Raw genomic sequence first — 24301 nt, forward strand, 5'->3', positions numbered from 1 at the left:
GATTGCCTCGCTCGGTCAGCTCGCGGTGTCGGTGCCGGGTCCTGCGTAGTCAGAGTTGAAGCAGGTCCTGATGGCCTTCTCGGTGAGGGGACGTCCGGCGAAATCGAGCCGGGAGGCGGTCTTGTCGTCGGGGGCGGTGTTCGGGTCGTCGTCGAAGTGGATCGACCACCAGTAGACGCCCTGCATCTTGCGTTCCTGGACGACCTGGCAGACCGCCTTGTACCAGTTGGCCTGCACCTTCTGGTTGACGGTGCGCCGGGCGTAGAAGTCGCCGGGCGCGTGGTAGGCACCGTTCATCGCGCCGATGCCGGACTCGGCGATGAGGATGTTCGGCAGCGGGCCGGCGGCCTTGCGGTCCAGCCACTTGTTCCAGCCCTCGACGAGGTCCCCGACGGGCGCGGTGTCCGCCACCTTGACCGGGAAGTAGGCGTCGACACCGAGGTGGTTGACCGGCATGTTGATGCGGCCGGAGACGTAGTTGTCCCAGTTGGCGTCGTAGGAGACCTCACCGGAGAAGGTCTTCTCGGCCGAGTCGACCAGGGTGTTCCAGCCCGGGTCGCCCTCCAGGGAGTTGAGCTCGGTGCCGATGACGAAGGTGTTCGTCCTCGTCGCGTCGGCGGCCTCGAGGTACGGGGTGAGGAGCTTCTTGTACGAGGCGAACCAGGCGGAGCGGGAGGCGGGCTCGATGCTGCCGCGCCAGCCGTTGCCCTGGCTCAGGTTCCCCTCGTCCATGATCGGGCGCAGCGTGGTGCGGAAACCGGCGTCCTTGAACACCTTCAGCACCCGCTCGACGCGCTCGGGGGACGGGGTCTTGCGGCCGGCCGCGAGGTGGTTGGAGGTGGCGCCCTCGATGTAGAACGGGAAGGAGACGGCCACCGAGTTCGCGCCCAGGCCGATCAGGTACTTGGCGTGCTTGGCGGCCTGCTTCTCGATGAACGAGTCGGAACGTCTGGTCTTCTCCTCCTCCCAGTAGAGCTGTACGCCCCACTGCGCCATGCCCTTCGTCCAGGGCCGGGCGACCTGGAGGGTGTTGGCGGGGGAGGACGAGGAGGTGGCGGACGGGGTGGACGGTGTGCCGTCGGTGCCGCCGTCCGGCGAGGCGGACTCCGCGGAGTCGCCGATGACGATCCTGGGCAGGGCCGAGCCCGACTCCCAGCGCACCGGGTGGTCGCCGAGGACGAAGGGGGTGCCGAACACGAGGGTGAGGACGGTCACCGGGAAAATGGCAAGCAGAGGCAGTCGTGAACGCATGTCAGTGGTCTTCCGGGCGGTCAGGCGGGCTTGGCGATCACGACGAACTTGTTCTCCTCGCGCCGGACGAACTTCAGGAAGCCCTTGAAGCCGCCGAGTCCCTCCAGCACCGAGAAGACGGGGATCAGCGCGACCACCACGATCGGCTCCCACCACTTGCGTCGCCCGCTGACCGACGCGAGCGCGTTCAGCCGCAGACCCTCCCAGTACGTCCAGATGACGTAGGCGAAGTTGAGCGCCCACAGGAGCACGATGGACTGGGTCACCGGCGAGGTGTTCATGTCGTTGATGAGCCAGCCCACGAGCAGTACGGCGCCGATGTGCTGGAGCGGGCCGAGGATCCAGGTGGCCACGCAGATCGACAGGAACCAGCGGTAGCGCAGCGGCACGGCCCGGTTGAAGCAGAGCGCCACCAGGCCCCAGGCCCACCGGTCGCGCTGCTTGACGAAGTCGGCGGCGCTGGCGGGGGAGGCGCCGTAGCAGCGGCCGTTGAACCAGTCGCTGCGGCCGGGGTACTTGCGGCAGAAGGTCAGGGCGAGACGCGCGTCCTCGACGATCTCCTTGGGGCCGAAGTCCCAGCCGATCTCGGCCTCGATGGACGCGCGCAGCACCAGCAGCTCGCCGTGCACGCCGGCGGCCGGGGTGCCCATGCCGGTCAGCGCGCGGAAGCGGGCGATGTCGTCGGCGGGGCGCACGGCGTCCGCGAGCCAGGTGAACATGTTCACCGCGTTCTCACGGGGGTACGTGAGGATGCCCTGCGCCATGTGCTTGGCCTCATCGGGGTGGGCGCGGCGCTGGCGGTTGATGAACTGGGCGAGCGAGGACGCGGTGTCGGGGCCGACGCCGGTGTCGTCGTCCATGTGCAGCACCCACACGTACTCGAGGGCCTCGCCCTCCTCGATGCGCAGCTCGTGGGCGTAGTGGTTGGCGCGGGCCTTGAAGCGGGTGCCGTTGGCCGGGACGTAGTCCTTGGGGACGGTGACGACCCGGATCAGCGGGTGGGAGTCGGCGAGCCGGTCGATGGCCTCCGTGGCCTCGCAGCCCTCCTCGGTGAGGATGTCGACCCGCATGTACGGGAACCACTCCGGCAGGTGCTCGACGTAGCTGAGGACCGAGCGCTCCAGGGCCGGGTAGGTGTCGTGCCGTCCGATGGTCGGGCACAGGACGATCAGGAAGTCCTGTTCGGCCGGGGCCGGCGGGGTCATCCGGTCGCTCTTGCGGACCCGGCGGCGGATCAGCAGGGCGCCCTGGATGCCGACCAGCACACCGGCCACCGGCAGGGACCAGACGACGGTCAGGATCCAGCTCATCAGTGACGAGCTGGGCCGGTAGCTCCAGAGCCCGAACGCGACCAACAGGACGAACGGCAGCAGGAACGGGAGGATTCCCGGCTTCCAGGACGCCGTGCGCTTCGCGAGTTTCTGATGGTGCCGCGAATGCGGCACGCCCCCCTCGACCAGTGTCGATGCCATGACGACTGCAGAACTCCCGTGAGATCGGTGGTGCGTTGAGGCAGCAACAGATCTCGGCCCCGGCACGGCACAGCGCGCCACGGCACGTCTACTTCGGGCTTCTGCCCCCCAACGCCTTCATTGGCGCTTCGGCCCTGTCGCCGCTCAGATGCCCCCCCAGGCGCCCAAACAACAGGCCGAACAGATGGCCGATCCTTGCACATATGTGTGTGTACTTGGAACTGATGTGAGCAAGTTGTGTTCAATCGTTAACGAAGCCACCGGCCGTTATCACCTTCGGTGATCCGTACGTCCGCTTCACGTCGCGCTCGCTGTTCTTGCGCCGGGGCTCGGTGAGGTTGTCGTACGACAGCGCCTGGCCCCACACCGTCCACAGCACCCACGGCGTTCTGGTCAGGGTGTCCGGCCGGGCGGAGTTGAGCGGCACATGGAAGGACTCGGCGAGGACCCGGGGTTTGCGGTACGGCTCCAGGCCCCGGTACCAGACCTCCGTCCAGGCGCCCGAACCGAAGGGCTCGGCAGGGGTGTCGCTGTAGTCGTCGACGCCCACGACATCGACGTGGCGGCCGCCCGGGTAGTAGTCCCGCGGCTCCCGGCCGTCCGTCCCGTCCCAGGAGTGCGGCGCCCAGACGAAGACCAGGTTGTGCAGCCCGCGCCGGTGCACGAGGTAGTCGTACGTCAGCCGCCACAGCCTCCGGAACGCCGCGGGGTCCTGGCCCGCCCACCAGAAGCCCCGGCCGGGCGCCGCGTTCATCTCGTGGTACGGGCGCAGCAGCACCGGCACACCGCGGTCGGCGAGATAGCCGAGGTGGTCCGCGAGGAAGGCGAGGTCCTGCAGCAGGTGCCCGTGCTCGGCGCTGCCCGGGGTGACCACCCGGGCGAACCAGCCCGGGTCCCGGGCGCCGGGCGAGTTGCGGTGCAGTGTCTGCGCGAAGCCCTTGACCGGGCTGCCCGGATAGGGCTGGTGGAAGGAGAAGCCGACGATGCCCGCCGGTCCGTCGCCGCCCCGCGGCAGCGCGACCTCGGTGCCGTCGGCGCAGTCCGTGTGCCTGCCGGTGGGACGGTACGAGCCGTCGGCCGGCCGGGGCAGACCCGCCCACACGCCGACCGCCAGGTCCACCGCGTCCTCGGTGTACCCCCAGCGCGGCCGGCAGCTCGGCCAGGCGCGGGAGTAGGAGCGGGCCTCGCCCACCGCCCAGCCCGGACGGCCGTAGCCCGGTCCGAGGTCCAGTTCCACGAAGCCGGGCAGCCGGCCGGCGATGTCCCGGGCCTTGCGGTAGTAGTAGCCCGGCTGTTTCGTGCCCCGGTAGTCGCCGTACTCGGGGTTGTACCGCTCGTTGTGCAGCTCGACGTGCTGCCCGATCACCGTGCGGCTCGGGCGGCCGCGGCGGGCGTCGTTCTCCAGGCCCGCCAGCAGGGCGTACACCCGGCGCGCGGCGACGGTCGCCCTAGGGTCCCGGGTCCGCAGATCGGTGGGCACGAGCGCGGGCCCGCCCGGTCGCCCGTCGGTCGCCTCCGGCCAGGCCCATATGCCCAGTGGCGCCAGCAGCGCGGCACCCGCCGCCGCACCGAGCAGCCCTATCCGGCCTCGTACCCGCACAGCCCCCGCCCCTCCCCGACACGTTCGTGCGGAGATTGTCCCCCGCCCCGGACGGGGGACTCAGATGAGGGCGGGCGTCACTCGCCGGCCGCTGCCGACGCCTGGATCTCGCCGCGCCTGCGGATCTGACGGAAGGTGAAGTCCTCGAGGGTCTCGCCGACCTGGAGAGCCTCGGTGTCCTTGTCCGTCATGTCCTTCCCGTTGGTGAAGCCGGTCAGGGTGAAGTAGGCGTAACGGCCGTAGGAGTTCGCGGTCACGAGGCAGAAGGCGGATGTGCAGAAGTCCTTGATGCCCTTGCCGGGGAGCGTCCTGACGAGGTCCGTGTCGGTGTTGACCTTGCCCTTGACCTTGGTGGCCTGCGCCGCGTCGTCGAAGACCGCCACGCCGACCGTCACCGCCACGCCGTCCTTCACGTACGAGACGCGCATGAAGCTGGTGCACTTGTTGTCGGAGAGGATCTTCGGCAGACCGCCCTTGGTGGCCGCGGAGCAGTTCTTCGTGTCGTCCGTCGCGCCCTTCTTGTACACCGTGTCGCTGCCCACCGTCAGCTGGGTGCCCGGGAAGAGGCCCTCCGCGCTGAGCGGGGCGGTGTCCTTGCTCTTGCTGGAGATGAAGTCCTTCGGGTTCAGCGGCGGCGGGGCGCTGGTCGACGCGAACGACGGGGCGGTGGTCTGGGTCGGCAGGCCCGAGCTGCCCGGAACACCGGAAGCCGGCTTGTTCGCGGCCGGGTCGCCGTCGTTCGCCGACACCACGGCCACGGCGACCGCGGCACCGATCGCGACGGTGGCCAGTGCGCCGCCGCCGATGAAGAGCAGCCGGCGCCGTTTGTTGCGCGTCTCGGACGCCTCGGCGAGTGCGGCCCAGTCCGGCGTCTCGTCGGCGCCGCTGTTCCACGGCTGCTGGGAATGCGGTTTCCAGGGATCCCACTGGGACTGGGGTCCCCCCTGCTGCCCGTAGCTCATGGGGCGCATCTTAGACGGACCGAGGGTGTGCCGGTCCGCCCCAAGAGGCGCACCCGCACCTAGCGTTCACACGGTGAGCGAGCGCAAAAGCGACATCTCCGGGTGGTTGGTACGACGGGCGACGTGGCATCTGTGGGGGGCGCTCGGAGTGGTGCTGGCCGCCCTCGTGGCGCGTACGGCCCGGGTGACCTCGGGCGGAGGGATGGACAACGCGATCGTGGTGCGGGCGGCGCGGGTGTGGTGGGCCGGGGGCTCGCCGTATGACGACTCCCACTTCCTCTATTTGCCGGGCGCCGTGCTGGCGGCGGCGCCTCAGGTGCTGCTGCCCCGGGATGTGCTGTGCGTGCTGGTCCCGTTGGCGGTGACGGGGTGCCTGGTCGGGGGCTGGGCGTGTGCCGTCCGACTCCACGGCGTCCCGCTGCGCAGTCGCTTCGCCGCGCTCGGGCTGCTCGGACTCGCGGTGGGGTTCGCGCCGTTCGCCCACCTCGTCCTGTTGGGGAACTGGACGGCGACTGCGGCGCTAGCCCTTCCGCTGGGGTTGTTGCTGGCCGGGCGGGGGCGATGGGTGGCCGCGGGCGCGGTGATCGGGGCGGCGGTCGCGCTGAAGCCGTTGCTGGCACCGGTCGCGTTGGTGTTCGTGTTCGCGGGGCGCTGGCGGGGGCTGGGGGTGCTGGTCGGGGTGCCGGTGGTGGCGTCGGCGGGGGCGGCGCTGCTGCTGCCGGATCCGGCGGGGTTCTTCACCCGGACCCTGCCGTTTCTGCTGAGCGGCGACGACGGGTTCGTACGGCTCTATGAGGCGTCGCCCGGTGCGGTGCTGCCGCGGGTGGGGGTGCCGGGGGTGCTGGCCGGGGGGATCGGGATGGTGCTGGCCGCGGCGGGGGTGGGGTGCGCGTGGTGGCGGTGGCGGCGGGGGGACGGCGGGGCGGTGCGGCTCGCGGAGACGGCGGCGATGGTGATGCTCTCGGCGTTCCTGGTGGCCAGGCCGTCGTACGACCACTATCTGCTGGTGGTCGTGCCGTTGCTGGTGGCGGGGCTGCCGTGTGCGGGGGCGGTGGCTCGTGGGCCGTGGTTCTGGCTGGCGCTGGTGCCGCAGCTGCCCGGTGTGAGCTGGCCCTTTCTGGAGACGGTCCAGCGGCGGGCGTTCCGAGACGCGGTGACGCTGTGTGCGGCGGCTGTGACGCTGGGCGCCCACTGCCGACGGGGTCTTTCCTCGCCCCCGCCGCCCCTACCCGTCCCGTCCTCCAGGGGCTCCGCCCTCGAGCACTCGGCCCCGAGCCGGTCGGCCGAGCGGCGGCCCCGGGCGGCACCGGAGGCGCCCGGGGTGGGGGAGTGAGCGCCGTGGTCGCTTCACGTGCGGCGCGCGCAGTGTCGGCCGACCGTCTCCTGGCGCGGGTCGCAGGTCGCCCGAACCGCCGGTCGCCCCCCGGCGCCCGGTCCAGGGTGTGGAGACCGCTTCCGGTGCCGGCCCGAGGGCGGGGCGTTTATCCTGGTGGGCGGACAGCAGGGCAGTCGTCGTCACGCCATTTTGACCCGGCCGTGGCGCCGCAGGTATCCTGCATGTTCGTTGTGTATTGGCTTGCTCATTCTCACGGGACGGGCCCTTACACCGGTCCACCGGGCCGATGACCAGCGACCCCACGTACGCGGTATGCGTCGCCGCAGTGCGGTCCAGGCTGTCGTGATCGTTTCGGTGACCTGTTCAGGACCATTCACTCGAAGCGAAGGCTACGAACCGTGCGTACGTACAGCCCCAAGCCCGGCGATGTGACGCGCCAGTGGCACGTCATCGACGCTCAGGACGTTGTCCTGGGCCGTCTCGCCACCACTGCCGCGACGCTCCTCCGGGGCAAGCACAAGCCGATCTACGCGCCGCACGTCGACGCTGGTGACTTCGTCATCATCATCAACGCCGACAAGGTGCACCTGTCCGGTAACAAGCGGACCCAGAAGATGGCGTACCGCCACTCCGGCTACCCGGGTGGTCTGCGTTCCGTCCGTTACGACGAGCTCCTCGACAAGAACCCTGAGAAGGCGATCGAGAAGGCCGTCAAGGGCATGCTCCCCAAGAACACGCTGGGCCGTCAGATGCTCTCGAAGCTGAAGGTCTACAAGGGTGACCAGCACCCGCACGGCGCGCAGCAGCCGCAGCCGTACGAGATCACCCAGGTCGCGCAGTAAGTCCGGCCACCCCCTAAGCCTGAAGAGAATCTGAGGAGAATCGTGGCCGAGACCACTGCCGAGCAGCCGCTCGAAGAGCTTGACATCGACAGCTACACCACCGAGTCCGAGGTTCCGGTGGAGGGCGAGTACACCTCCGAGTCCCTCGCCTCGCGCTTCGGTGAGCCCCAGCCCGCCGCCGGTCTGGGCCGTCGTAAGAACGCCATCGCGCGCGTTCGCATCGTGCCGGGCACCGGCAAGTGGAAGATCAACGGGCGGACGCTCGAGGACTACTTCCCGAACAAGGTGCACCAGCAGGAGGTCAACGAGCCGTTCAAGGTTCTTGAGCTCGACGGTCGCTACGACGTCGTCGCCCGCATCGCCGGTGGCGGTGTCTCCGGCCAGGCCGGTGCGCTCCGTCTCGGTGTCGCCCGCGCCCTGAACGAGGCCGACGTCGACAACAACCGCGGCCCGCTGAAGAAGGCCGGCTTCCTCAAGCGCGACGACCGTGCGGTCGAGCGCAAGAAGGCCGGTCTGAAGAAGGCCCGCAAGGCTCCGCAGTACAGCAAGCGCTAAGCGCGGGCTGCCTCTGCACGTACTCCGGTACGCCGAGTACTCCGAACGCCCCGGCGGCACGCCACAGTGCCACCGGGGCGTTCGTTTTATCACCGGCCTCGGGCGTATAACGGCACAAGACGTTCAAAGGCTTGTGTGATCCGATGCCCCGGGCATGGAATGCCGGGAAGCGGGAGCCGCCGGCCGCGTAACGCGAGCCGGGTCCGCTTCCGGATCTGAAGTTTCCTCAGGAGGACAAGTGGGACGACTCTTCGGCACGGACGGCGTGCGCGGCGTCGCCAACGCGGATCTGACGGCCGAGATGGCGCTCGGTCTGTCCGTGGCGGCCGCGCACGTACTGGCCGAGGCGGGCACCTTCGAGGGCCACCGGCCGACAGCGGTGGTCGGACGGGATCCGCGTGCGTCCGGGGAGTTCCTGGAGGCCGCCGTGGTGGCCGGTCTGGCGAGTGCGGGCGTCGACGTGCTGCGGGTCGGCGTGCTGCCGACGCCCGCCGTGGCGTTCCTCACCGGCTCGCTCGGCGCCGACCTCGGCGTGATGCTCTCCGCCAGCCACAACGCCATGCCCGACAACGGCATCAAGTTCTTCGCCCGCGGCGGCCACAAGCTCGCCGACGAGCTGGAGGACCGTATCGAGACCGTCTACGACGAGCACCGGCACGGTGAGCCGTGGGAGCGGCCGACGGGTGCGGCGGTCGGGCGGGTGCGGTCGTACGACGAGGGGTTCGAGGAGTACGTCGCCCATCTCCTCGGCGTTCTGCCCAACCGGCTGGACGGGCTGAAGATCGTCCTCGACGAGGCGCACGGCGCCGCGGCCGGTGTGTCGCCGGAGGCGTTCGAGCGGGCCGGGGCCGAGGTCGTGACCATCGGTGCCGAGCCGGACGGGCTCAACATCAACGACGGGTGCGGGTCCACGCATCTGGAGAAGCTGAAGGCCGCCGTCGTCGAGCACGGTGCCGCCCTCGGTATCGCGCACGACGGCGACGCCGACCGCTGCCTCGCCGTGGACCACACCGGCGACGAGGTGGACGGCGACCAGATCCTCGCCGTGCTCGCGCTGGACATGCGCGAGCGGTCCGTGCTGCGCTCCGAGACGGTCGTGGCGACCGTCATGTCCAACCTCGGCTTCAAGCTGGCGCTGGAGCGCGAGGGGCTGAAGCTGGTGCAGACCGCGGTGGGTGACCGGTATGTGCTGGAGGAGATGAAGCAGCACGGGTACGCCCTCGGCGGGGAGCAGTCCGGGCATGTGATCGTCCTCGATCACGCGACGACCGGTGACGGCACGTTGACCGGGCTGCTGTTGGCCGCTCGGGTCGCGCGGACCGGGCGTTCGCTGCGGGAGCTTGCCGCTGTGATGGAGCGGTTGCCTCAGGTGCTGATCAATGTGCCGGACGTGGACCGGTCCCGGGTCGGGGACTCGGCCGACCTCGCGGCTGCCGTTGCCGAGGCTGAGCGGGAACTCGGGGCTACGGGGCGGGTGTTGCTTCGGCCGTCCGGGACCGAGCCGTTGGTGCGAGTGATGGTCGAGGCCGCGGATATCGATCAGGCGCGGTCTGTTGCCGGGCGGTTGGCTGATGTCGTGAAGTCCGCGCTGGGGTAGTCGGGTGTGCCGGGTTGGGGGTGGGGGATCTGCTCGGTGCGGGCCGCGGGTTCGTTGTGGCTGGTCGCGCCCACGCGGCGGAGCCGCTTATCGATGCAGCCCCGCGCCCCCGGGGGCCTTGCCCCTAGGCGGCGTTCGGGCGTTGGCGTCCTTTTCCCCAGAGCCATTTCTGGGCCAGTAGGGTCAGGGTGCCGGCCAGGACGATCCCCAACAGGTTCAGCAGGAGCTGTTCCGTGGAGCCCCAGGTCTGCTTCGTGTCGCCGTAGCTCAGGGCCACTGCCGCGTTGGCGGCTGCCGGGACCGTGGTGACGGAGATGGCGACGCCGACCAGGGCGCCGGACTTGGCGGATGTGAGGGACAGGGTGCCGGCGATGCCGGCGAGGACCGCCACGATGAACGAGAAGGCGTCGGGGGCGTAGACGAAGGCGGTGCTCGGGCGGTCGGCCTCCAGCTGTTCCTTCGAGAACTGGCCCAGCGCGTCCATGAACGAGCTGAAGCCGACCGTCACCGCCATGGCGACGGCGAAACCGACGACGAGCGCGATCAGCGACCGCAGGGCGAGCCGGGGCGCCCGCTGGACCAGGGCCGTGCTGAGCCCGGCCAGCGGGCCGAACTCCGGGCCGACCGCCATCGCGCCCACGATCAGGATCGCGTTGTCCAGCACGACACCGCAGGCCGCGATCATCGTGGCGAGCGTGAGGAAGGCGAGGTACGTCGCGGAGAGCGTCGACTCCTCGTGGGTCGCGTCGGCCAGGTGCTCCCACAGCACCGCGTCGGCGCCCTCGCCGGGGGCCTCCGCCTCGGCCTTGTCGGCCCGCTTGGACAGCGACAGGTCGATGTTCTCCACGGCGATGGAGCCGCGCTCCTGGATGCCCAACGCCTGGAGGTCGGCGAGGAGTTCGTCGCCCGCCTCGCGCGCCACGTCGCACAGCACCAGGTCCCCGGCGGGGTTGCGGGCGGCGCCGGGCAGGACGGCGACATGGGCCGTCCCCACCGTCTTCTCGATGAGGCGGACCACGTCGTCGGTCTTGTCGGACGGCGTGATCAGGCGCAGGTGCAGCATGGCGGCAGCGTAGCCGTCACAGCTTGCGCAGGCTCAGCCGCTGCACCTTGTGGTCCGGGCCCTTGCGGACGACCAGGGTGGCCCGGCCCCGGGTGGGCGCGATGTTCTCGACCAGGTTGGGCTTGTTGATGGTGCGCCACATCGTGCGGGCGTAGTCGAGGGCCTCGTCCTCGGACACCTGGGTGTACTTGCGGAAGTACGAGGACGGGTTCTGGAAGGCGGTCTCGCGCAGCCGCTTGAAGCGGTTGAGGTACCACTGCTCGATGTCCTCGGTGCGCGCGTCGACGTACACGCTGAAGTCGAAGTAGTCGGCGAGCCCGACCCGGGTGCGGCCGTCCTTGCCGGGCAGGGCGGGCTGCAGGACGTTGAGGCCCTCGACGATCAGGATGTCGGGGCGGCGGACCGTGAGCTTCTGGTCCGGGACGATGTCGTAGATCAGGTGGGAGTAGACGGGGGCCGTGACCTCGTCCTTGCCGGCCTTGATGTCGGCGACGAAACGGGTCAGGGCGCGGCGGTCGAAGGACTCGGGGAAACCTTTCCGCGACATCAGGCCGCGGGCTTCCAGTTCCTTGGTGGGGAGCAGGAAGCCGTCCGTCGTCACCAGCTCGACGCGCGGGTGCTCGGGCCAGCGGGAGAGCAGGGCCTGCAGGAGTCGGGCGACCGTGGACTTGCCGACGGCGACCGAGCCGGCGACCCCTATGACGAACGGTGTGCCGGACTGGGAGCCCTGTTCGCCGAGGAAGGTGTTCAGGGCGCCGCGCAGGCCGTCGGTGGCGCCCACGTAGAGGTTCAGGAGGCGGGAGAGCGGGAGGTAGATGTCCCGGACCTCGTCGAGGTCGATGACATCGCCGAGACCGCGCAGCTTCTCGACCTCCTCCGCGGTGAGCGGCAGCGGGGTCTTGTCGCGCAGCGCGCTCCACTCCGAGCGGGTGAGGTCGACGTAAGGAGTCGCCTCCGGCCTGGGCCGGTGGGCGCTCCGGGGCATCGAGGAGACCGGAGAGATCACAGTCCATTGTTACGGGAGTACGAACGGACGGTGAGGTGGGATCCGTCACCCCGCGACCTTTTGGAGAAAGATACAGCGACCGGAGGGAAGCGGGGCGAGCTCGGGCATGGAGGGCAAGTCCGGGCAAGTGGGGAATGTCGGTGGCGTGCGTCACAGTTGTGGGAGAGGTGGGCCCGGGCCGGGTCCACGGCCTCGAGGGGTGACGAGGGGTGACCATGACGACGTATGCGATCGAGGCGCAAGGCCTGGTCAAGCGGTTCAAGGACACCGAGGCGCTGGCCGGGGTCGATCTGGGGGCCCGTAGAGGCACGGTGCTCGGACTGCTGGGGCCCAACGGCGCGGGGAAGACGACCGCGGTGCGGATCTTCGCGACGCTGCTGCGGCCCGACGGGGGCAGCGCGCGGGTCGCCGGGCACGACGTGGTCCGGGACGCCGGGGTCGTACGCGCCATGGTCGGGCTGACCGGGCAGTACGCGGCGGTGGACGAGAACCTGACCGGCACGGAGAACCTGCTGCTCATCGGCCGGCTGCTCGGACTCTCCCGGCGGGACGCCAGGGCGCGGGCCCGTGAGCTGCTGGACCGCTTCCAGCTGACGGACGCTGCCGGGCGGGCCACGAAGACGTACTCGGGCGGTATGCGCAGGCGTCTGGACCTCGCCGCCAGTCTCGTGGGCCGGCCCAGCATCCTCTTCCTCGACGAGCCGACCACCGGCCTCGATCCGCACAGCCGCGGTGAGCTGTGGGACCTGCTGCGGGGGCTGGTCGCGGACGGGGCGACGGCGCTGCTGACCACGCAGTATCTGAACGAGGCCGATGTGCTCGCCGACGACATCGTGGTGATCGACAAGGGGAGGGTGATCGCCGAGGGCACCCCGGACCAGCTGAAGTCGCAGGTCGGCGGGCAGGTGCTGGAGCTGCGGCCGGTCGCTGAACGGGATCTCGCGCGGGCGCACGTGCTGGTGGCCGGGGCCGCGGGGCCGGAGGCCCGGATCGAGGGCGAGACGATCACCGCCCCGGTGAAGGACCCCGAGCTGATGCCGGCCGTCGTGCGCACCCTCGACCGCGAGGGGATCGCGGTGGGCGAGCTCGCACTGCGGCGCTCCTCGCTCGACGAGGTCTTCCTCGCCCTGACCGGGCATCGCGCGGAACCGGGAGAGCCGGAGGGCGATGGTGGTGCGGCCGTCCGGGACGGGGACGACGCGGAGGTGCGGGAGGCCGAGCCGCGGGAGGCCGAGCAGCGGAAGGCGGTGATGCGGCCATGACCGCCGCCGCCACGACCATCACGGCCCCGGTCACCAAGTCGGGTCGTGTCCGACCGCTCGACGGGCTGCGCCAGACCTTCACGATGGCCTGGCGGAGCCTTGTCGCGGTCAAGCACAATCCGCTGGAGCTGGTCGACTACAGCATCACGCCCATCATGTTCGTGTTCCTCTTCACGTATGTGCTGGGCGGGCAGATGGCCGGGTCGCCCGAGGCGTACCTGAAGTACGCGTTGCCCGGGATCATCGTCCAGAACACCCTGTTCATGACCATGTACACGGCCATGGCGCTCAACACCGACCTCACCAAGGGCGTCTTCGACCGCCTGCGCAGCCTGCCGATAGCCCGTTCCGCCCCGCTCATCGGCCGCATCACCGCGGACCTCGCCAAGCACGTCTGGGCGATGCTGCTGATGATCGGCCTCGGGCTGCTGCTCGGCTTCCGGATCACCGGGGGACTGGACGGGCTGGTGCTCGGGATGCTGCTGGTGGTCGTGTTCGCCGCGGCGGTGTCGTGGAGCGCGGTGCTCATCGGGATGCTCGCCGGGGACGCGGAGAAGGTGCAGGCGTTCGCCTTCACGATCATCTTCCCGATCACCTTCACCAGCAGCGCCTTCGTGATGGTCGACACCATGCCGGGGTGGCTCCAGGCGTGGAGCGACGTCAATCCGGTGACGCATCTGTCGGACGCGTTCCGGGGGTTGTTGCTGGGTGGGGCCGTGGCGGAGCCGGTGATGTGGTCGCTGGTGTGGGCCGCGGGGATCGCGGTGGTGTTCTATCCGGTGGCGATGCGGGCGTACCGGGCCAAGACGTAGTCACTGGAGGCTGCGGGCCCGTCGCGCGGAGCGCGAACTCGGCGGTGTGGGGGACGCTCGCTGTTCCAGGCGATGGACATCAGCCGGTACGTACGCACCATCCAGGACCGGCTCGGGCGTTGGCGCGGGACTCGGGGGACGACGGGTCGAACGCGGGGGCGCCGGGTTGTCCTTGCCGGGCGAGTCGTACGGGGCGGAGGCGGGGATGGGGTGGTGTTCCGCCGGATCCGCGCGCGGCGGTGAGTGACGAGATGGCGGCGGAGTGGGGGCTGCAACGGACATCGCGCCGACCGACCCCCAGCTGCCCCTCTCGGGTCTACGGCGCCGGCGGCCCGGCCTGTGCGATGTCGCCGCGGACTTCTCGGCGGACGTGGCCCCCGCCGTCCCCGAGTGACGCGGGAATTTCCGAAATCGGGCACGCTGTGGCCCTTTCGGGCGCCGGTTCGGTCGTAGGCTGCCGCGCATGTGCGGAATCGTGGGATACGTGGGGTCGCAGTCGGCGCTGGAGATTGTCACGGCCGGACTGAAGCGGCTGGAGTACCGGGGGTACGACTCGGCGGGGGTCGCCGTCCTGGCGGACGGGGGGATGGCGGCGGCGAAGAAGGCGGGCAAGCTCGTCAATCTGGAGAAGGAGCTGACCGAGCGGCCGCTGCCGACGGGGAGTACGGGGATCGGGCATACGCGGTGGGCCACTCACGGCGGGCCCACCGACGCCAACGCCCACCCGCATCTCGACAACGCCGGGCGCGTCGCCGTCGTGCACAACGGGATCATCGAGAACTTCGCCGGGCTGCGGGCGGAGTTGGAGGAGCGGGGGCATGAGCTGGCCTCCGAGACGGACACCGAGGTGGTCGCGCACCTGCTGGCCGAGGAGTTCTCGGTGACCGCCGACCTCGCGGAGGCGATGCGGCTGGTGTGCCGACGGCTGGAGGGGGCGTTCACGCTGGTCGCCGTGCACGCGGACGAGCCCGATGTGGTGGTGGGGGCGCGCCGGAACTCGCCGCTCGTGGTGGGCGTTGGGGAGGGTGAGGCCTTTCTCGCCTCGGACGTCGCCGCGTTCATCGCCCATACGCGGTCGGCGATCGAGCTGGGTCAGGACCAGGTCGTCGAGCTGCGGCGGGACGGGGTGACCGTCACCGGGTTCGACGGGCGGCCGGCGGAGGTGCGGTCGTATCGCGTCGACTGGGATGCCGCCGCCGCGGAAAAGGGGGGCTATGACTACTTCATGCTCAAGGAGATCGCCGAGCAGCCCAAGGCTGTCGCCGATACCCTGCTGGGGCGTATCGACGCCGCCGGCTCCCTGACACTGGACGAGGTCCGGATCAGCGCCGCCGAGCTGCGGGAGGTCGACAAGGTCGTCATCGTCGCCTGCGGTACGGCCTTCCACGCCGGGTTGATCGCCAAGTACGCCATCGAGCACTGGACGCGGATCCCGTGCGAGGTGGAGTTGGCGAGCGAGTTCCGGTACCGGGATCCGATCCTCGACCAGCAGACCCTCGTCATCGCCATCTCCCAGTCCGGCGAGACCATGGACACGCTCATGGCGCTACGGCACGCCCGTGAGCAGGGGGCCCGGGTGCTGGCGATCTGCAACACCAACGGGTCGACCATTCCGCGGGAGTCGGACGCGGTGCTGTACACCCATGCGGGGCCGGAGGTCGCGGTCGCCTCGACGAAGGCGTTTCTGACGCAGTTGGTGGCCTGCTACCTGGTCGCCCTGTACCTGGGGCAGGTGCGCGGGACGAAGTGGGGCGACGAGATCCATGCCGTGATCCGGGACCTCGCGCACATCGGCGGTGACGTCGAGCGGGTCCTGGAGACCATGGAGCCGGTACGGGAGCTCGCGCGGAGCCTCGCCCACAAGAACACGGTGCTCTTCCTCGGGCGGCACGTGGGATACCCGGTGGCGCTGGAGGGCGCGCTGAAGCTGAAGGAACTCGCCTATATGCACGCCGAGGGGTTCGCGGCGGGGGAGCTGAAGCACGGGCCCATCGCCCTGATCGAGGACGACCTGCCGGTGGTCGTGGTCGTGCCCTCGCCCCGGGGGCGGTCCGTTCTGCACGACAAGATCGTGTCCAACATGCAGGAGATCCGGGCTCGGGGCGCCCGGACCATCGTGATCGCCGAGGAGGGGGACGAGGCGGTGGTGCCGTACGCGGATCACCTGATCCGGATCCCGGCCACGCCGACGCTGCTCCAGCCGCTGGTGGCCACGGTGCCGTTGCAGGTGTTCGCGTGTGAGCTGGCCACCGCCCGGGGGAACGAGGTGGATCAGCCTCGGAACCTGGCGAAGTCCGTGACGGTGGAGTAGCAGTCGAGGGTGGACGTCGGACCTGATCGGTCAGACCCGCTCCAGAGGGCGGTGCGGCTCCTCCGGGAGCTGCACGGTGATCGTGTCACCGGGACGCACCACGCCGCCCACCTGGACCACGCTCATGATCCCTGCCCTGTGCACGATGTTCCCCGCCTCGTCGCGGCCGACGACCTGCTTCAGCAGGCCCTGCTGGAAGGCGTCGATCTGCAGGCAGGGGTTGCGCAGGCCCGTGACCTCCACGACCGCCTCGCCGCCGATGTGCAGCAGCGTGCCGGTCGGTAGAGCGAGCAGGTCGATACCGCTGGTGGTGATGTTCTCCCCGAGTTCACCTGGCGCGACAGCGAACCCTTGCCGGTCGACGTCGGCGAACAGCTCCTCGTGAATGAGGTGGACCTGGCGCAGGTTCGGCTGACTGGGGTCCTGTGCCACCCGGGAGCGGTGCTTGACGGTGACGCCGGCGTGCACGTCTCCCTCGACACCGAGGCCGGCCAACAGGGTGATGCTGGGGCGGTTGGGCTTGGTGAAGGAGTACTCGCTGTTGCTGCTGACTGCGGTTACCTTGGCGGTCATTCGGAGTGGAGTCCCTGTTCGGTGTGTTTGAGGGCGGGGACGAAGGTGGTGACGGCGGTGCGGGGGAAGGTGAGGGTTCCTCGGGCCGGGGCCAGTGCTACAGACTCCACTTTACGGAAGCGTGTTCGACATCCGAGGCCCCTCTGGTCGCCGGGGAGCCGAGCCCAGACTGACTCGTCACCCCCGTACATCCCGCCAAGCCCCCGGAATCCCCTCGGCCACGTCATGCGCCCCCACCGGCGCCCCGTCCGCCGCGAACCTCGCCGAGAGGCCGTGGAGATACGCCGCCACGCTCGCGGCGTCCGGTGCCGTGAGGCCCGCTGCCAGCAGGGAGCCCGCCAGGCCGGAGAGCACGTCGCCGCTGCCGGCCGTGGCCAGCCAGCCGGTTCCCGTCGGGTTGACCCGGACCGGGCCGGTGCCGCCGGCGTCCGAGACCAGCGTCGTCGACCCCTTGAGCAGCACCGTCGCGGCATATCGCGCCGCCAACTCCCGTACCGAGGCCAGCCGAGCCGCCTCGACCTCCTCCCTCGAGACCCCGAGCAGCGCCGCCGCCTCCCCGGCGTGCGGGGTCATCAGGGTCGGTGCCATGCGGTCCCGTACGGCCGCGGGGTCCGCCAGTCGTAGCCCGTCCGCGTCCAGCAGCACCGGTACGTCCGTCGCCAGTACCTCCGCGACCGTCGCCGCGTCGTCCCCGGCGCCCGGGCCGACCACCCAGGCCTGGACGCGCCCCGCCTTCCGCGGGCCCCCGTCCGACACCAGCGTCTCGGGGAACCGGGCGATCACCGCGTCCCCGGCCGGACCGACGTACCGTACGGCCCCCGCCCCGCCCCGCAGCGCCCCCGCGACCGCCAGCACCGCCGCGCCCGGATAGCGGGCCGAGCCGGCGGCGATGCCCACGACGCCCCGCCGGTACTTGTCCGTCTCCGCGGCCGGAAGAGGCAACAGCCGCGCCACGTCGGCGTGTTGCAGCGCCTCCAGCTCCACCGCGTCGTTCGGCAGCGCCAGGCCGATGTCCACCAACCGCACCACACCGGCGTACTCCCGCGCCGGATCGATCAGCAGGCCGGGCTTGTGGGTGCCGAAGGTGACGGTGAGGTCGGCCCGCAGTGCCGTGCCGCGCACCTCGCCCGTCTCGACGTCCACGCCGCTCGGCAGGTCCACGGCGACCACGGCCGCGCGGGACCGTTCGGCCGCCGCGGCCAGCGGTACCGCCTCCGGGCGCAGCCCGCCCTTGCCGCCGATACCGACGATGCCGTCGACGACGAGATCCGCGCGCTCGATCAACTCCTCGGCCCCGGCGACCCCCACCGCCCGGCCGCCCGCCCGGCGCAGCGCCGCGAGGCCTGAGGCGTGCGCCCGTCCGGGCGTCAGCAGGATCGCCGTGACTCCCGCGCCGCGCCTGGCCAGTCGTGCCCCGGCGTAGAGGGCGTCGCCGCCGTTGTCGCCGCTGCCGACCAGCAGGGCGATCCGGCGGCCGTACACCCGGCCCAGCAGATCCGCGCAGGCCGCGGCGAGTCCGGCCGCCGCCCGCTGCATCAGCGCCCCGTCCGCAAGCCGTGCCATCAGCTCCCGTTCGGCCGCCCTTACCGTCTCCACGCTGTACGCAGTCCGCATGCGTTCGAGTCTCCCGCACCGACCCGAACACGTCGCATCCATTGACGCTTTGCCGCGCCTTTGCCAAACTCACCGACCCCCACATGGTGAATCGATTCAGTCGAATCCGTTCGATGCGAGCGGGCGTCGATGGGATCGGTTTGATGAGAGGACCCCCCCATGGGACGCAGAGCTTCCCTCCTCGCCGCTGTCGGTGCCACGGCTCTCCTCACCGTCGTAGGCACCCTGACCGGCCCCGCGCCGCAGGCCGCGGCCGCCGCCTGCGGTGAAGGCTCCTACCAGGCCGAGGCCGTGCTCAACGGCAGCACCTGGACCGCCCGGCGCGGCAGCGGCACCGTCTACACCGGCGGCGACATGCGGGCCGCCGTCCAGGCCGCCGTGAACAGCCTGACCTCCGGGCGTACCGCCAAGGAGCGGGTGGTCGTGCGCGGTTCGGGATCGATGTCCGCCGGGTCGCGGATATCCCTGCCCAGCTACACCACGCTCGACGTCTGCGGCACCATCAACGTCACCGGCAGCGGCTCCGGCGACCAGGCGCCCGTCTACTCGCGCGGCACCCGGGACGTCGAGGTGCAGCATCTGAACCTCACCGGCAGCCCGTTGTACGGGATCTTCCTGCGCAACGTGCAGAACGTCGTCCTCGGGCAGATCGACATGCGGCTGTCTGCGGGGCTGGGCGTGCGGATCGACAACCGCGGGGACACCAGCCAGTGGACGCGCAACGTCCGGATCGACAACGTCTTCGTCTCCGGGGCCTCCAGCCACGCCGTCGAGACGTACGGCGTCGACGGCCTCACCGTCGGCACGGTGACCGCGCGGGGCGTCGGCGAGTCGGGGCTGCTGCTCAACCAGACCGTCAACGCCACCGTCGGCAAGGTCGACGCCGAGAACGCGGGCACCGGCACCGGGTACGCCGCCTTCCGCATGGCCAACCGGAACGGGCGGGTGGGCAGTTCCTACCCGACCAACATCCGGGTGGGCGAGGTCATCGCGCGCGGCGGCGGACGCGGGGTGTTCTGCGTGTCGGAGAGCGGCGGGGCCGTCATCGACCGGGTGACCCTCAACAACACCGGGAACAACTCGGTGCTGATCGAGAACTGCTACAACGTCAACCTCGCCGCCCAGAGCGGCAGCATCACCGGTGGCGGCGAGCTGCGGCTGGCGGCGCGGTCCGAGTTCCCGAACAACCGGGACATCACCGTCCAGAACCTGACGGTGACCAACTCGGCGATCAGGGAGAGCCCGTGCGGTGAGAACACGACCTTCCGGAACATCACCCGGGTGAACAGCAGCCAGTCCATCTGCTGACGCGGGCGGGTGCGTGGCGGTCGTAGCTGCGTGGCGGGGTGGGGCGGGGCGGCGGCGGATCAGCCCTCCGCCACCACCACCGCCGACGCCACCCCGGCGTCATGGCTCAGCGACACGTGCCAGGACCGGACGCCCAGTTCGGCCGCCTTCGCCGCCACCGTCCCCGTCACCCGCAGCCGCGGCCGGCCGCTGTCCTCGACGAAGACCTCGGCGTCCGTCCAGAGCAGGCCCGCCGGCGCGCCCAGCGCCTTGGCGAGGGCCTCCTTCGCGGCGAAACGGGCGGCGAGCGAGGCGCTGCCCCGACGTTCACCCGTGGGCAGCAGCAACTCGCTCTGCAGGAACAGGCGTTCGGCCAGCCCGGGGGTGCGCTTCAGCGCCGCCTCGAACCTGTCGATCTCCGCCACGTCGATACCGACCCCGATGATGCTCATGCCGAGCACCCTATGGCTCGCTCGAAAACGCTCCCTAAAGAGTGACCTCGCCGCGCGGCACCTCCCGCACGGCAGGCCCGCACGCTTCCCTGTCCGCATGATCAGCGGACGTATCGCAAGCCGGAGCATCGCCTTGCTGCTCGCCGGCGCCGCCGTGCTGCCCATCGGCCGCGCCTCGGCCGACGACCCCGAACCCCCGGCTTCCGGACCGCAGGCCGAACTCGTGCCCGGCGTCCCCCTGAGCACGCTCCCGCTCTGGGCGACCGACACGCCCGACCAGGCCCTGCCGCCGAAGGTGTACGAGCCCACCGCCGAGGAGGACGCCGTCGAGCCGCCGAAGGCGAAGAAGGGCACGGACGAACTCGTGGAGTACGTCGACCCCTGGGACGTCCTCGACGAGCCCAAGTGCAGCGAGCAGACGGGCCCCCACCAGCGCCAGGTCGAGGCGTGGCTGGAACGGGAGGCGGACGGGAAGCAGTCGGCCGACGACTGCCGGGCCATCCGCGCCTTCCAGACCAAGCACAAGATCAAGCCCGCCATCGGCTTCGCAGGACCCGTGACCTGGGCCACCATGCAGCTCGACGCCGCCCGCAAGAACCCCAACGCCGCCGGGAAGTGCCCGGTGCGGGCGTACCGCGTCGCCTGCGTCGACCTCGACCGGCAGCTGGCCTGGGTGCAGCAGGGCAAGAAGGTCGTGTACGGGCCCGTGCACATCCGCAGCGGCCGCAAGGGATACGGCACCCGGGTCGGCTGGCACCGCGTCTACTGGCGGCACAAGAACCACGTGTCGTCGCTCTACAACAGCCCCATGCCCTACTCCCAGTTCTTCAGCGGTGGCCAGGCCTTCCACGGTGTCTACGCGACCCTCTTCACCCCCGTCGGCTCCATGGGCTGCGTCAACATGCGCCTGGCGGACGCCCGGAAACTGTGGGGCCTGCTGAAGCAGAACGACCGGGTGTACGTGTGGGGGCACCGGCCGGAGGCATAGACCCGGCGGGCACGGGCGGGGTCCCGGCTCGGCGGCGTTGTCGGTGCCCTCTGAGACACTGGGGGCGCCATGACAGAAACAGCAGCCTTGCGGACCGCGCCCCTGCGGGCCCGCGCCGAGATCGATCTGGCCGCCCTGCGGGCCAATGTGCGGACCCTGCGCGCCCATGCGCCGGGCGCGGCCCTGATGGCCGTCGTGAAGTCGGACGCGTACGGCCACGGGGCGCTCCCGTGTGCCCGCGCCGCCATCGAGGGCGGCGCCCGTTGGCTGGGCACGGCCACGCCCGAGGAGGCCCTCGTGCTGCGGGCCGCCGGCCTGGACGACGTACGCATCATGTGCTGGCTGTGGACGCCGGGCGGGCCCTGGCGGGAGGCCATCGAGGCCGACCTGGACGTCTCCGTCAGCGGGATGTGGGCCCTGCGCGAGGTCATCGCCGCCGCCCGGCAGGCCGGTGCCCCCGCGCGCGTGCAGCTCAAGGCCGACACGGGGCTGGGGCGCAACGGCTGCCAGCCGGGTGACGACTGGGCCGAGCTGATCCGCGAGGCCCTGCGCGCCGAGGCCGCCGGGCGGCTCCGCGTCACCGGGCTCTGGTCGCACTTCGCCTGCGCCGACGAGCCCGGGCATCCTTCCATCGCCGCCCAGCTCTCCCGCTTCCGCGAGATGGTGGCGTACGCCGAGGCGCAGGGCGCGCGGCCCGAGGTGCGGCACATCGCCAACTCGCCCGCCACCCTCACCGTCCCGGACAGCCACTTCGACCTGGTGCGCACCGGCATCGCGACCTACGGCATCTCGCCCAGCCCCGAGCTCGGCAGCTCCGCCGACTTCGGACTGCGGCCCGTGATGACCCTCTCGGCGTCCCTGGCACTGGTGAAACACGTCCCGGGCGGCCACGGCGTCAGCTACGGCCATCGTTACGTCACCCCGGGCGAGACCACCCTCGGCCTGGTCCCCCTGGGCTACGCCGACGGCATCCCGCGACACGCCTCCGGCGCCGGGCCCGTCCTGGTCGGGGGCAAGTGGCGGACGGTCGCGGGGCGGATCGCGATGGACCAGTTCGTGGTCGACCTGGGCGGCGACGAGCCCGAGCCCGGGACCGAGGCCGTGCTGTTCGGGTCTGGCGAACGCGGTGAGCCCACCGCCGAGGACTGGGCACAGGCCGCGGGGACCATCGCATACGAGATCGTCACCCGGATCGGAACGCGCGTTCCACGCGTCTACAGGAATGCGTCCCTGTGACGCGGCCCGCCGACGGGCACGCGATGCGGCCGATGGACGCGTCCATGTGACGCGTTCGTGGGCATGCGGCTATGTGAATGAGGAACGAGACGGGTAACCCGTAGCGGAAGATCGCAAGCGAACACCGGCACCATCCACCACCTACGTCACACCGGCACCACCCGACCCAGCGAAGAGGAGCGGTACGTGAGCGAGAGCAGCGCGGAGGCCGTCGCGGCCGTCGCCTCCGCCACGGGGGCGGCCGCGAACTGGCGCAGGGCGACCGGATTCGCCGGTGCGGCGATAGGCGTGATCGCGGCCGGCGCGGCCGCCGGCGTCGCCATAGAGCGGATGACCGTCGGCCGGGGCATGCGGGCCAAGGCCCGTCTCGCCCTCGACTCGGCGGGCCCGTACGGCTCGCTGCGCGGCATGCCCGGCAAGGCCTACGGCGACGACGGCACCGAGCTGTACTACGAGGTCGACGACATCGACCCCGAGGCCGCTCCCGCCCTCACCCCGCGCCGGCGCCGGCTCTTCGGCCGCAAGGCTCCCGCCCCCGTCACCGTCGTCTTCAGCCACGGCTACTGCCTCAGCCAGGACTCCTGGCACTTCCAGCGCGCCGCGCTGCGGGGCGTCGTGCGCACCGTGCACTGGGACCAGCGCAGCCACGGCCGGTCCGGCCGGGGCGTCGCCCAGATGGAGCAGGGCACGCACGTCGACATCGAGCAGCTCGGCCGTGACCTGAAGGCCGTCATCGACGCGGCCGCGCCCGAGGGGCCGCTCGTGCTGGTCGGGCACTCCATGGGCGGCATGACCGTCATGGCGCTGGCCGACCAGTACCCGGAGCTGATCCGTGACCGGGTCGTCGCCACCGCCTTCGTCGGTACGTCGTCCGGGAAGCTCGGCGAGGTCAACTTCGGGCTGCCCGTCGCGGGAGTGAACGCGGTGCGGCGGGTGCTGCCGGGTGTGCTCAGGGCGCTGGGGCAGCGGGCCGAGCTGGTGGAGAAGGGACGCCGGGCGACGGCCGACCTGTTCGCCGGGATCATCAAGCGGTACTCGTTCTCGTCCCGGGACGTCGACCCGGCGGTCGCCCGGTTCGCCGAGCGGATGATCGAGGGGACGCCGATCGACGTGGTCGCGGAGTTCTACCCGGCCTTCTCCGACCACGACAAGACCGAGGCGCTCGCCCTCTTCACGGACATGCCGGTGCTCGTCCTGGCCGGTGTGGGGGACCTCGTCACGCCCAGCGAGCACAGCGAGGCGATCGCCGACCTGCTGCCGGACGCCGAGCTGGTCCTGGTGCCGGACGCCGGGCATCTCGTGATGCTGGAGCACCCGGAGGCCGTCACCGACCGTCTCGCCGACCTGCTCACCCGGGCGGGTGCCGTGCCGGCAGGGGCTACCGTAAGTGGCTATGGAAGCACCAGCAGCACCGCACAACGCGGGTGATCTAGAGCTCACCGTCACCTCTCCCGACCAGATGCGGGAGCTGGGCCGCCGACTCGCCAAGCTGCTGCGCGCCGGCGACCTCGTGATGCTCAGCGGGGAGCTCGGCGCGGGCAAGACGACGCTGACGCGCGGACTCGGCGAGGGGCTGGGGGTCCGGGGCGCGGTCACCTCGCCGACCTTCGTGATCGCCCGGGTCCACCCGTCCCTCGGCGACGGTCCGCCGCTCGTCCACGTCGACGCGTATCGCCTGGCCGGCGGGTTGGACGAGATGGAGGACCTCGATCTCGACGTGTCCCTGCCGGAGTCGGTGGTCGTCGTGGAGTGGGGCGAGGGGAAGGTCGAGGAGCTGACCGAGGAGCGGTTGCAGCTCGTGATCCACCGGGCCGTCGGGGACACGACCGACGAGGTGCGGCATGTGACGGTGACGGGGCTGGGGGAGCGGTGGGGCTCCGTGGACCTGAGCGTGCTGTCCGCCTGACCGGGGCTGAACCGGGTGCGGTCCGTTCCGACAAGGTGTCGGCAAAATATTGCGTTGGCGGTCGCGTGCGTGGTCACATGGTATCCAGCTCGTAGTTAGGTGTACCTAACTACTCCGCCCCCGGCTCCCAGGAGGCGTCATGTCGGCTTCGGAGAACAAGGTTCCGCAGGGGACCC

General features: G+C 70.9%; 22 protein-coding genes. 13 read left to right on the forward strand and 9 right to left on the reverse strand.

Going from position 1 to position 24301, the window contains the following annotated elements; all coding sequences use genetic code 11:
• Positions 1-15: 15 nt before the first annotated feature.
• The 4 genes from ACFZBP_RS25775 to ACFZBP_RS25790 form a co-directional block, all read right to left on the reverse strand.
• Complete coding sequence (locus ACFZBP_RS25775) at positions 16-1215, reverse strand: glycoside hydrolase family 113 (protein WP_383452290.1); 1200 nt, start codon at positions 1213-1215, stop codon at positions 16-18.
• 56 nt (positions 1216-1271) lie between these two features.
• Positions 1272-2723 (reverse strand): glycosyltransferase family 2 protein, encoded by a 1452-nt coding sequence (locus ACFZBP_RS25780; protein ID WP_383452292.1) that lies wholly within the window; start codon positions 2721-2723, stop codon positions 1272-1274.
• A 241-nt stretch (positions 2724-2964) separates the two neighbouring features.
• Positions 2965-4149 carry a glycosyl hydrolase gene (locus ACFZBP_RS25785; protein ID WP_391416415.1) on the reverse strand — a complete coding sequence of 395 codons (1185 nt, stop codon included), beginning with the start codon at positions 4147-4149 and terminating at the stop codon, positions 2965-2967.
• 251 nt (positions 4150-4400) lie between these two features.
• Positions 4401-5285 carry a hypothetical protein gene (locus tag ACFZBP_RS25790; RefSeq protein ID WP_391416417.1) on the reverse strand — a complete coding sequence of 295 codons (885 nt, stop codon included), beginning with the start codon at positions 5283-5285 and terminating at the stop codon, positions 4401-4403.
• 73 nt (positions 5286-5358) lie between these two features.
• Here ACFZBP_RS25790 and ACFZBP_RS25795 point away from each other — a divergent pair, with 73 nt between their 5' ends.
• The 4 genes from ACFZBP_RS25795 (at position 5359) to glmM (ending at position 9615) form a co-directional block, all read left to right on the forward strand.
• On the forward strand, positions 5359-6618 hold the full coding sequence (locus ACFZBP_RS25795; RefSeq protein ID WP_391416419.1) for a glycosyltransferase 87 family protein: 1260 nt from the start codon (positions 5359-5361) through the stop codon (positions 6616-6618).
• Between the two features lie 401 nt (positions 6619-7019).
• Positions 7020-7463, forward strand: a complete 444-nt coding sequence (gene rplM / locus ACFZBP_RS25800) for a 50S ribosomal protein L13 (protein WP_010036634.1) — start codon at positions 7020-7022, stop codon at positions 7461-7463.
• Positions 7464-7505: 42 nt separating this feature from the next.
• On the forward strand, positions 7506-8018 hold the full coding sequence (rpsI, locus tag ACFZBP_RS25805; RefSeq protein WP_359047574.1) for a 30S ribosomal protein S9: 513 nt from the start codon (positions 7506-7508) through the stop codon (positions 8016-8018).
• 238 nt (positions 8019-8256) lie between these two features.
• Complete coding sequence (gene glmM, locus ACFZBP_RS25810; RefSeq protein WP_391416422.1) at positions 8257-9615, forward strand: phosphoglucosamine mutase; 1359 nt, start codon at positions 8257-8259, stop codon at positions 9613-9615.
• Between the two features lie 124 nt (positions 9616-9739).
• Here glmM and ACFZBP_RS25815 read toward each other — a convergent pair whose 3' ends face one another.
• The gene (locus ACFZBP_RS25815; protein WP_391416424.1) at positions 9740-10678 is read right to left on the reverse strand and encodes a DUF389 domain-containing protein; all 939 of its coding nucleotides are present in this window, start codon (positions 10676-10678) and stop codon (positions 9740-9742) included.
• A 16-nt stretch (positions 10679-10694) separates the two neighbouring features.
• Complete coding sequence (coaA, locus tag ACFZBP_RS25820; protein WP_383452305.1) at positions 10695-11663, reverse strand: type I pantothenate kinase; 969 nt, start codon at positions 11661-11663, stop codon at positions 10695-10697.
• A gap of 236 nt (positions 11664-11899) precedes the next feature.
• Here coaA and ACFZBP_RS25825 point away from each other — a divergent pair, with 236 nt between their 5' ends.
• The 4 genes from ACFZBP_RS25825 to glmS all read left to right on the forward strand — a co-directional run bounded on the left by ACFZBP_RS25825 (position 11900) and on the right by glmS (position 16069).
• Positions 11900-12946, forward strand: a complete 1047-nt coding sequence (locus ACFZBP_RS25825; protein ID WP_391416426.1) for an ATP-binding cassette domain-containing protein — start codon at positions 11900-11902, stop codon at positions 12944-12946.
• Positions 12943-13758: an ABC transporter permease gene (locus ACFZBP_RS25830; protein WP_383452309.1), complete on the forward strand. Its 816-nt coding sequence runs from the start codon at positions 12943-12945 to the stop codon at positions 13756-13758. The genes ACFZBP_RS25825 and ACFZBP_RS25830 overlap by 4 nt, the downstream gene beginning before the upstream one ends.
• 262 nt (positions 13759-14020) lie before the next feature.
• Positions 14021-14152, forward strand: coding sequence for a hypothetical protein (locus tag ACFZBP_RS25835; protein ID WP_391416429.1), 132 nt, complete (start codon positions 14021-14023; stop codon positions 14150-14152).
• 69 nt (positions 14153-14221) lie between these two features.
• Positions 14222-16069 carry a glutamine--fructose-6-phosphate transaminase (isomerizing) gene (glmS, locus tag ACFZBP_RS25840; protein WP_391416431.1) on the forward strand — a complete coding sequence of 616 codons (1848 nt, stop codon included), beginning with the start codon at positions 14222-14224 and terminating at the stop codon, positions 16067-16069.
• 30 nt (positions 16070-16099) lie between these two features.
• On the opposite strand, the gene ACFZBP_RS25845 is transcribed toward glmS, so the two are convergent.
• Both ACFZBP_RS25845 and ACFZBP_RS25850 read right to left on the reverse strand, forming a co-directional pair.
• Positions 16100-16642, reverse strand: coding sequence for an MOSC domain-containing protein (locus ACFZBP_RS25845; protein WP_383452313.1), 543 nt, complete (start codon positions 16640-16642; stop codon positions 16100-16102).
• A gap of 177 nt (positions 16643-16819) precedes the next feature.
• On the reverse strand, positions 16820-18256 hold the full coding sequence (locus tag ACFZBP_RS25850; RefSeq protein WP_391416434.1) for an NAD(P)H-hydrate dehydratase: 1437 nt from the start codon (positions 18254-18256) through the stop codon (positions 16820-16822).
• Between the two features lie 159 nt (positions 18257-18415).
• On the opposite strand from ACFZBP_RS25850, the gene ACFZBP_RS25855 reads away from it, so the two are divergent.
• Entirely contained in the window at positions 18416-19564 is a 1149-nt protein-coding gene (locus tag ACFZBP_RS25855; protein ID WP_383452317.1) for a hypothetical protein, read from the forward strand.
• A 59-nt stretch (positions 19565-19623) separates the two neighbouring features.
• Here ACFZBP_RS25855 and ACFZBP_RS25860 read toward each other — a convergent pair whose 3' ends face one another.
• Complete coding sequence (locus ACFZBP_RS25860) at positions 19624-19995, reverse strand: holo-ACP synthase (protein WP_062721780.1); 372 nt, start codon at positions 19993-19995, stop codon at positions 19624-19626.
• A 97-nt stretch (positions 19996-20092) separates the two neighbouring features.
• On the opposite strand from ACFZBP_RS25860, the gene ACFZBP_RS25865 reads away from it, so the two are divergent.
• The 4 genes from ACFZBP_RS25865 (at position 20093) to tsaE (ending at position 24125) form a co-directional block, all read left to right on the forward strand.
• On the forward strand, positions 20093-20983 hold the full coding sequence (locus ACFZBP_RS25865; RefSeq protein ID WP_383452319.1) for a L,D-transpeptidase family protein: 891 nt from the start codon (positions 20093-20095) through the stop codon (positions 20981-20983).
• Positions 20984-21052: 69 nt separating this feature from the next.
• Positions 21053-22219 (forward strand): alanine racemase, encoded by a 1167-nt coding sequence (alr, locus tag ACFZBP_RS25870; protein ID WP_391416437.1) that lies wholly within the window; start codon positions 21053-21055, stop codon positions 22217-22219.
• A 186-nt stretch (positions 22220-22405) separates the two neighbouring features.
• The gene (locus ACFZBP_RS25875; RefSeq protein ID WP_383452323.1) at positions 22406-23647 is read left to right on the forward strand and encodes an alpha/beta fold hydrolase; all 1242 of its coding nucleotides are present in this window, start codon (positions 22406-22408) and stop codon (positions 23645-23647) included.
• Complete coding sequence (tsaE, locus tag ACFZBP_RS25880) at positions 23613-24125, forward strand: tRNA (adenosine(37)-N6)-threonylcarbamoyltransferase complex ATPase subunit type 1 TsaE (protein WP_383452325.1); 513 nt, start codon at positions 23613-23615, stop codon at positions 24123-24125. Before ACFZBP_RS25875 ends, tsaE begins: the two co-directional genes overlap by 35 nt.
• The last annotated feature ends 176 nt before the right edge of the window (positions 24126-24301 follow it).

The sequence above is a fragment of the Streptomyces sp. NPDC008086 genome (assembly GCF_042957325.1).
Classification (GTDB): Bacteria; Actinomycetota; Actinomycetes; order Streptomycetales; family Streptomycetaceae; genus Streptomyces.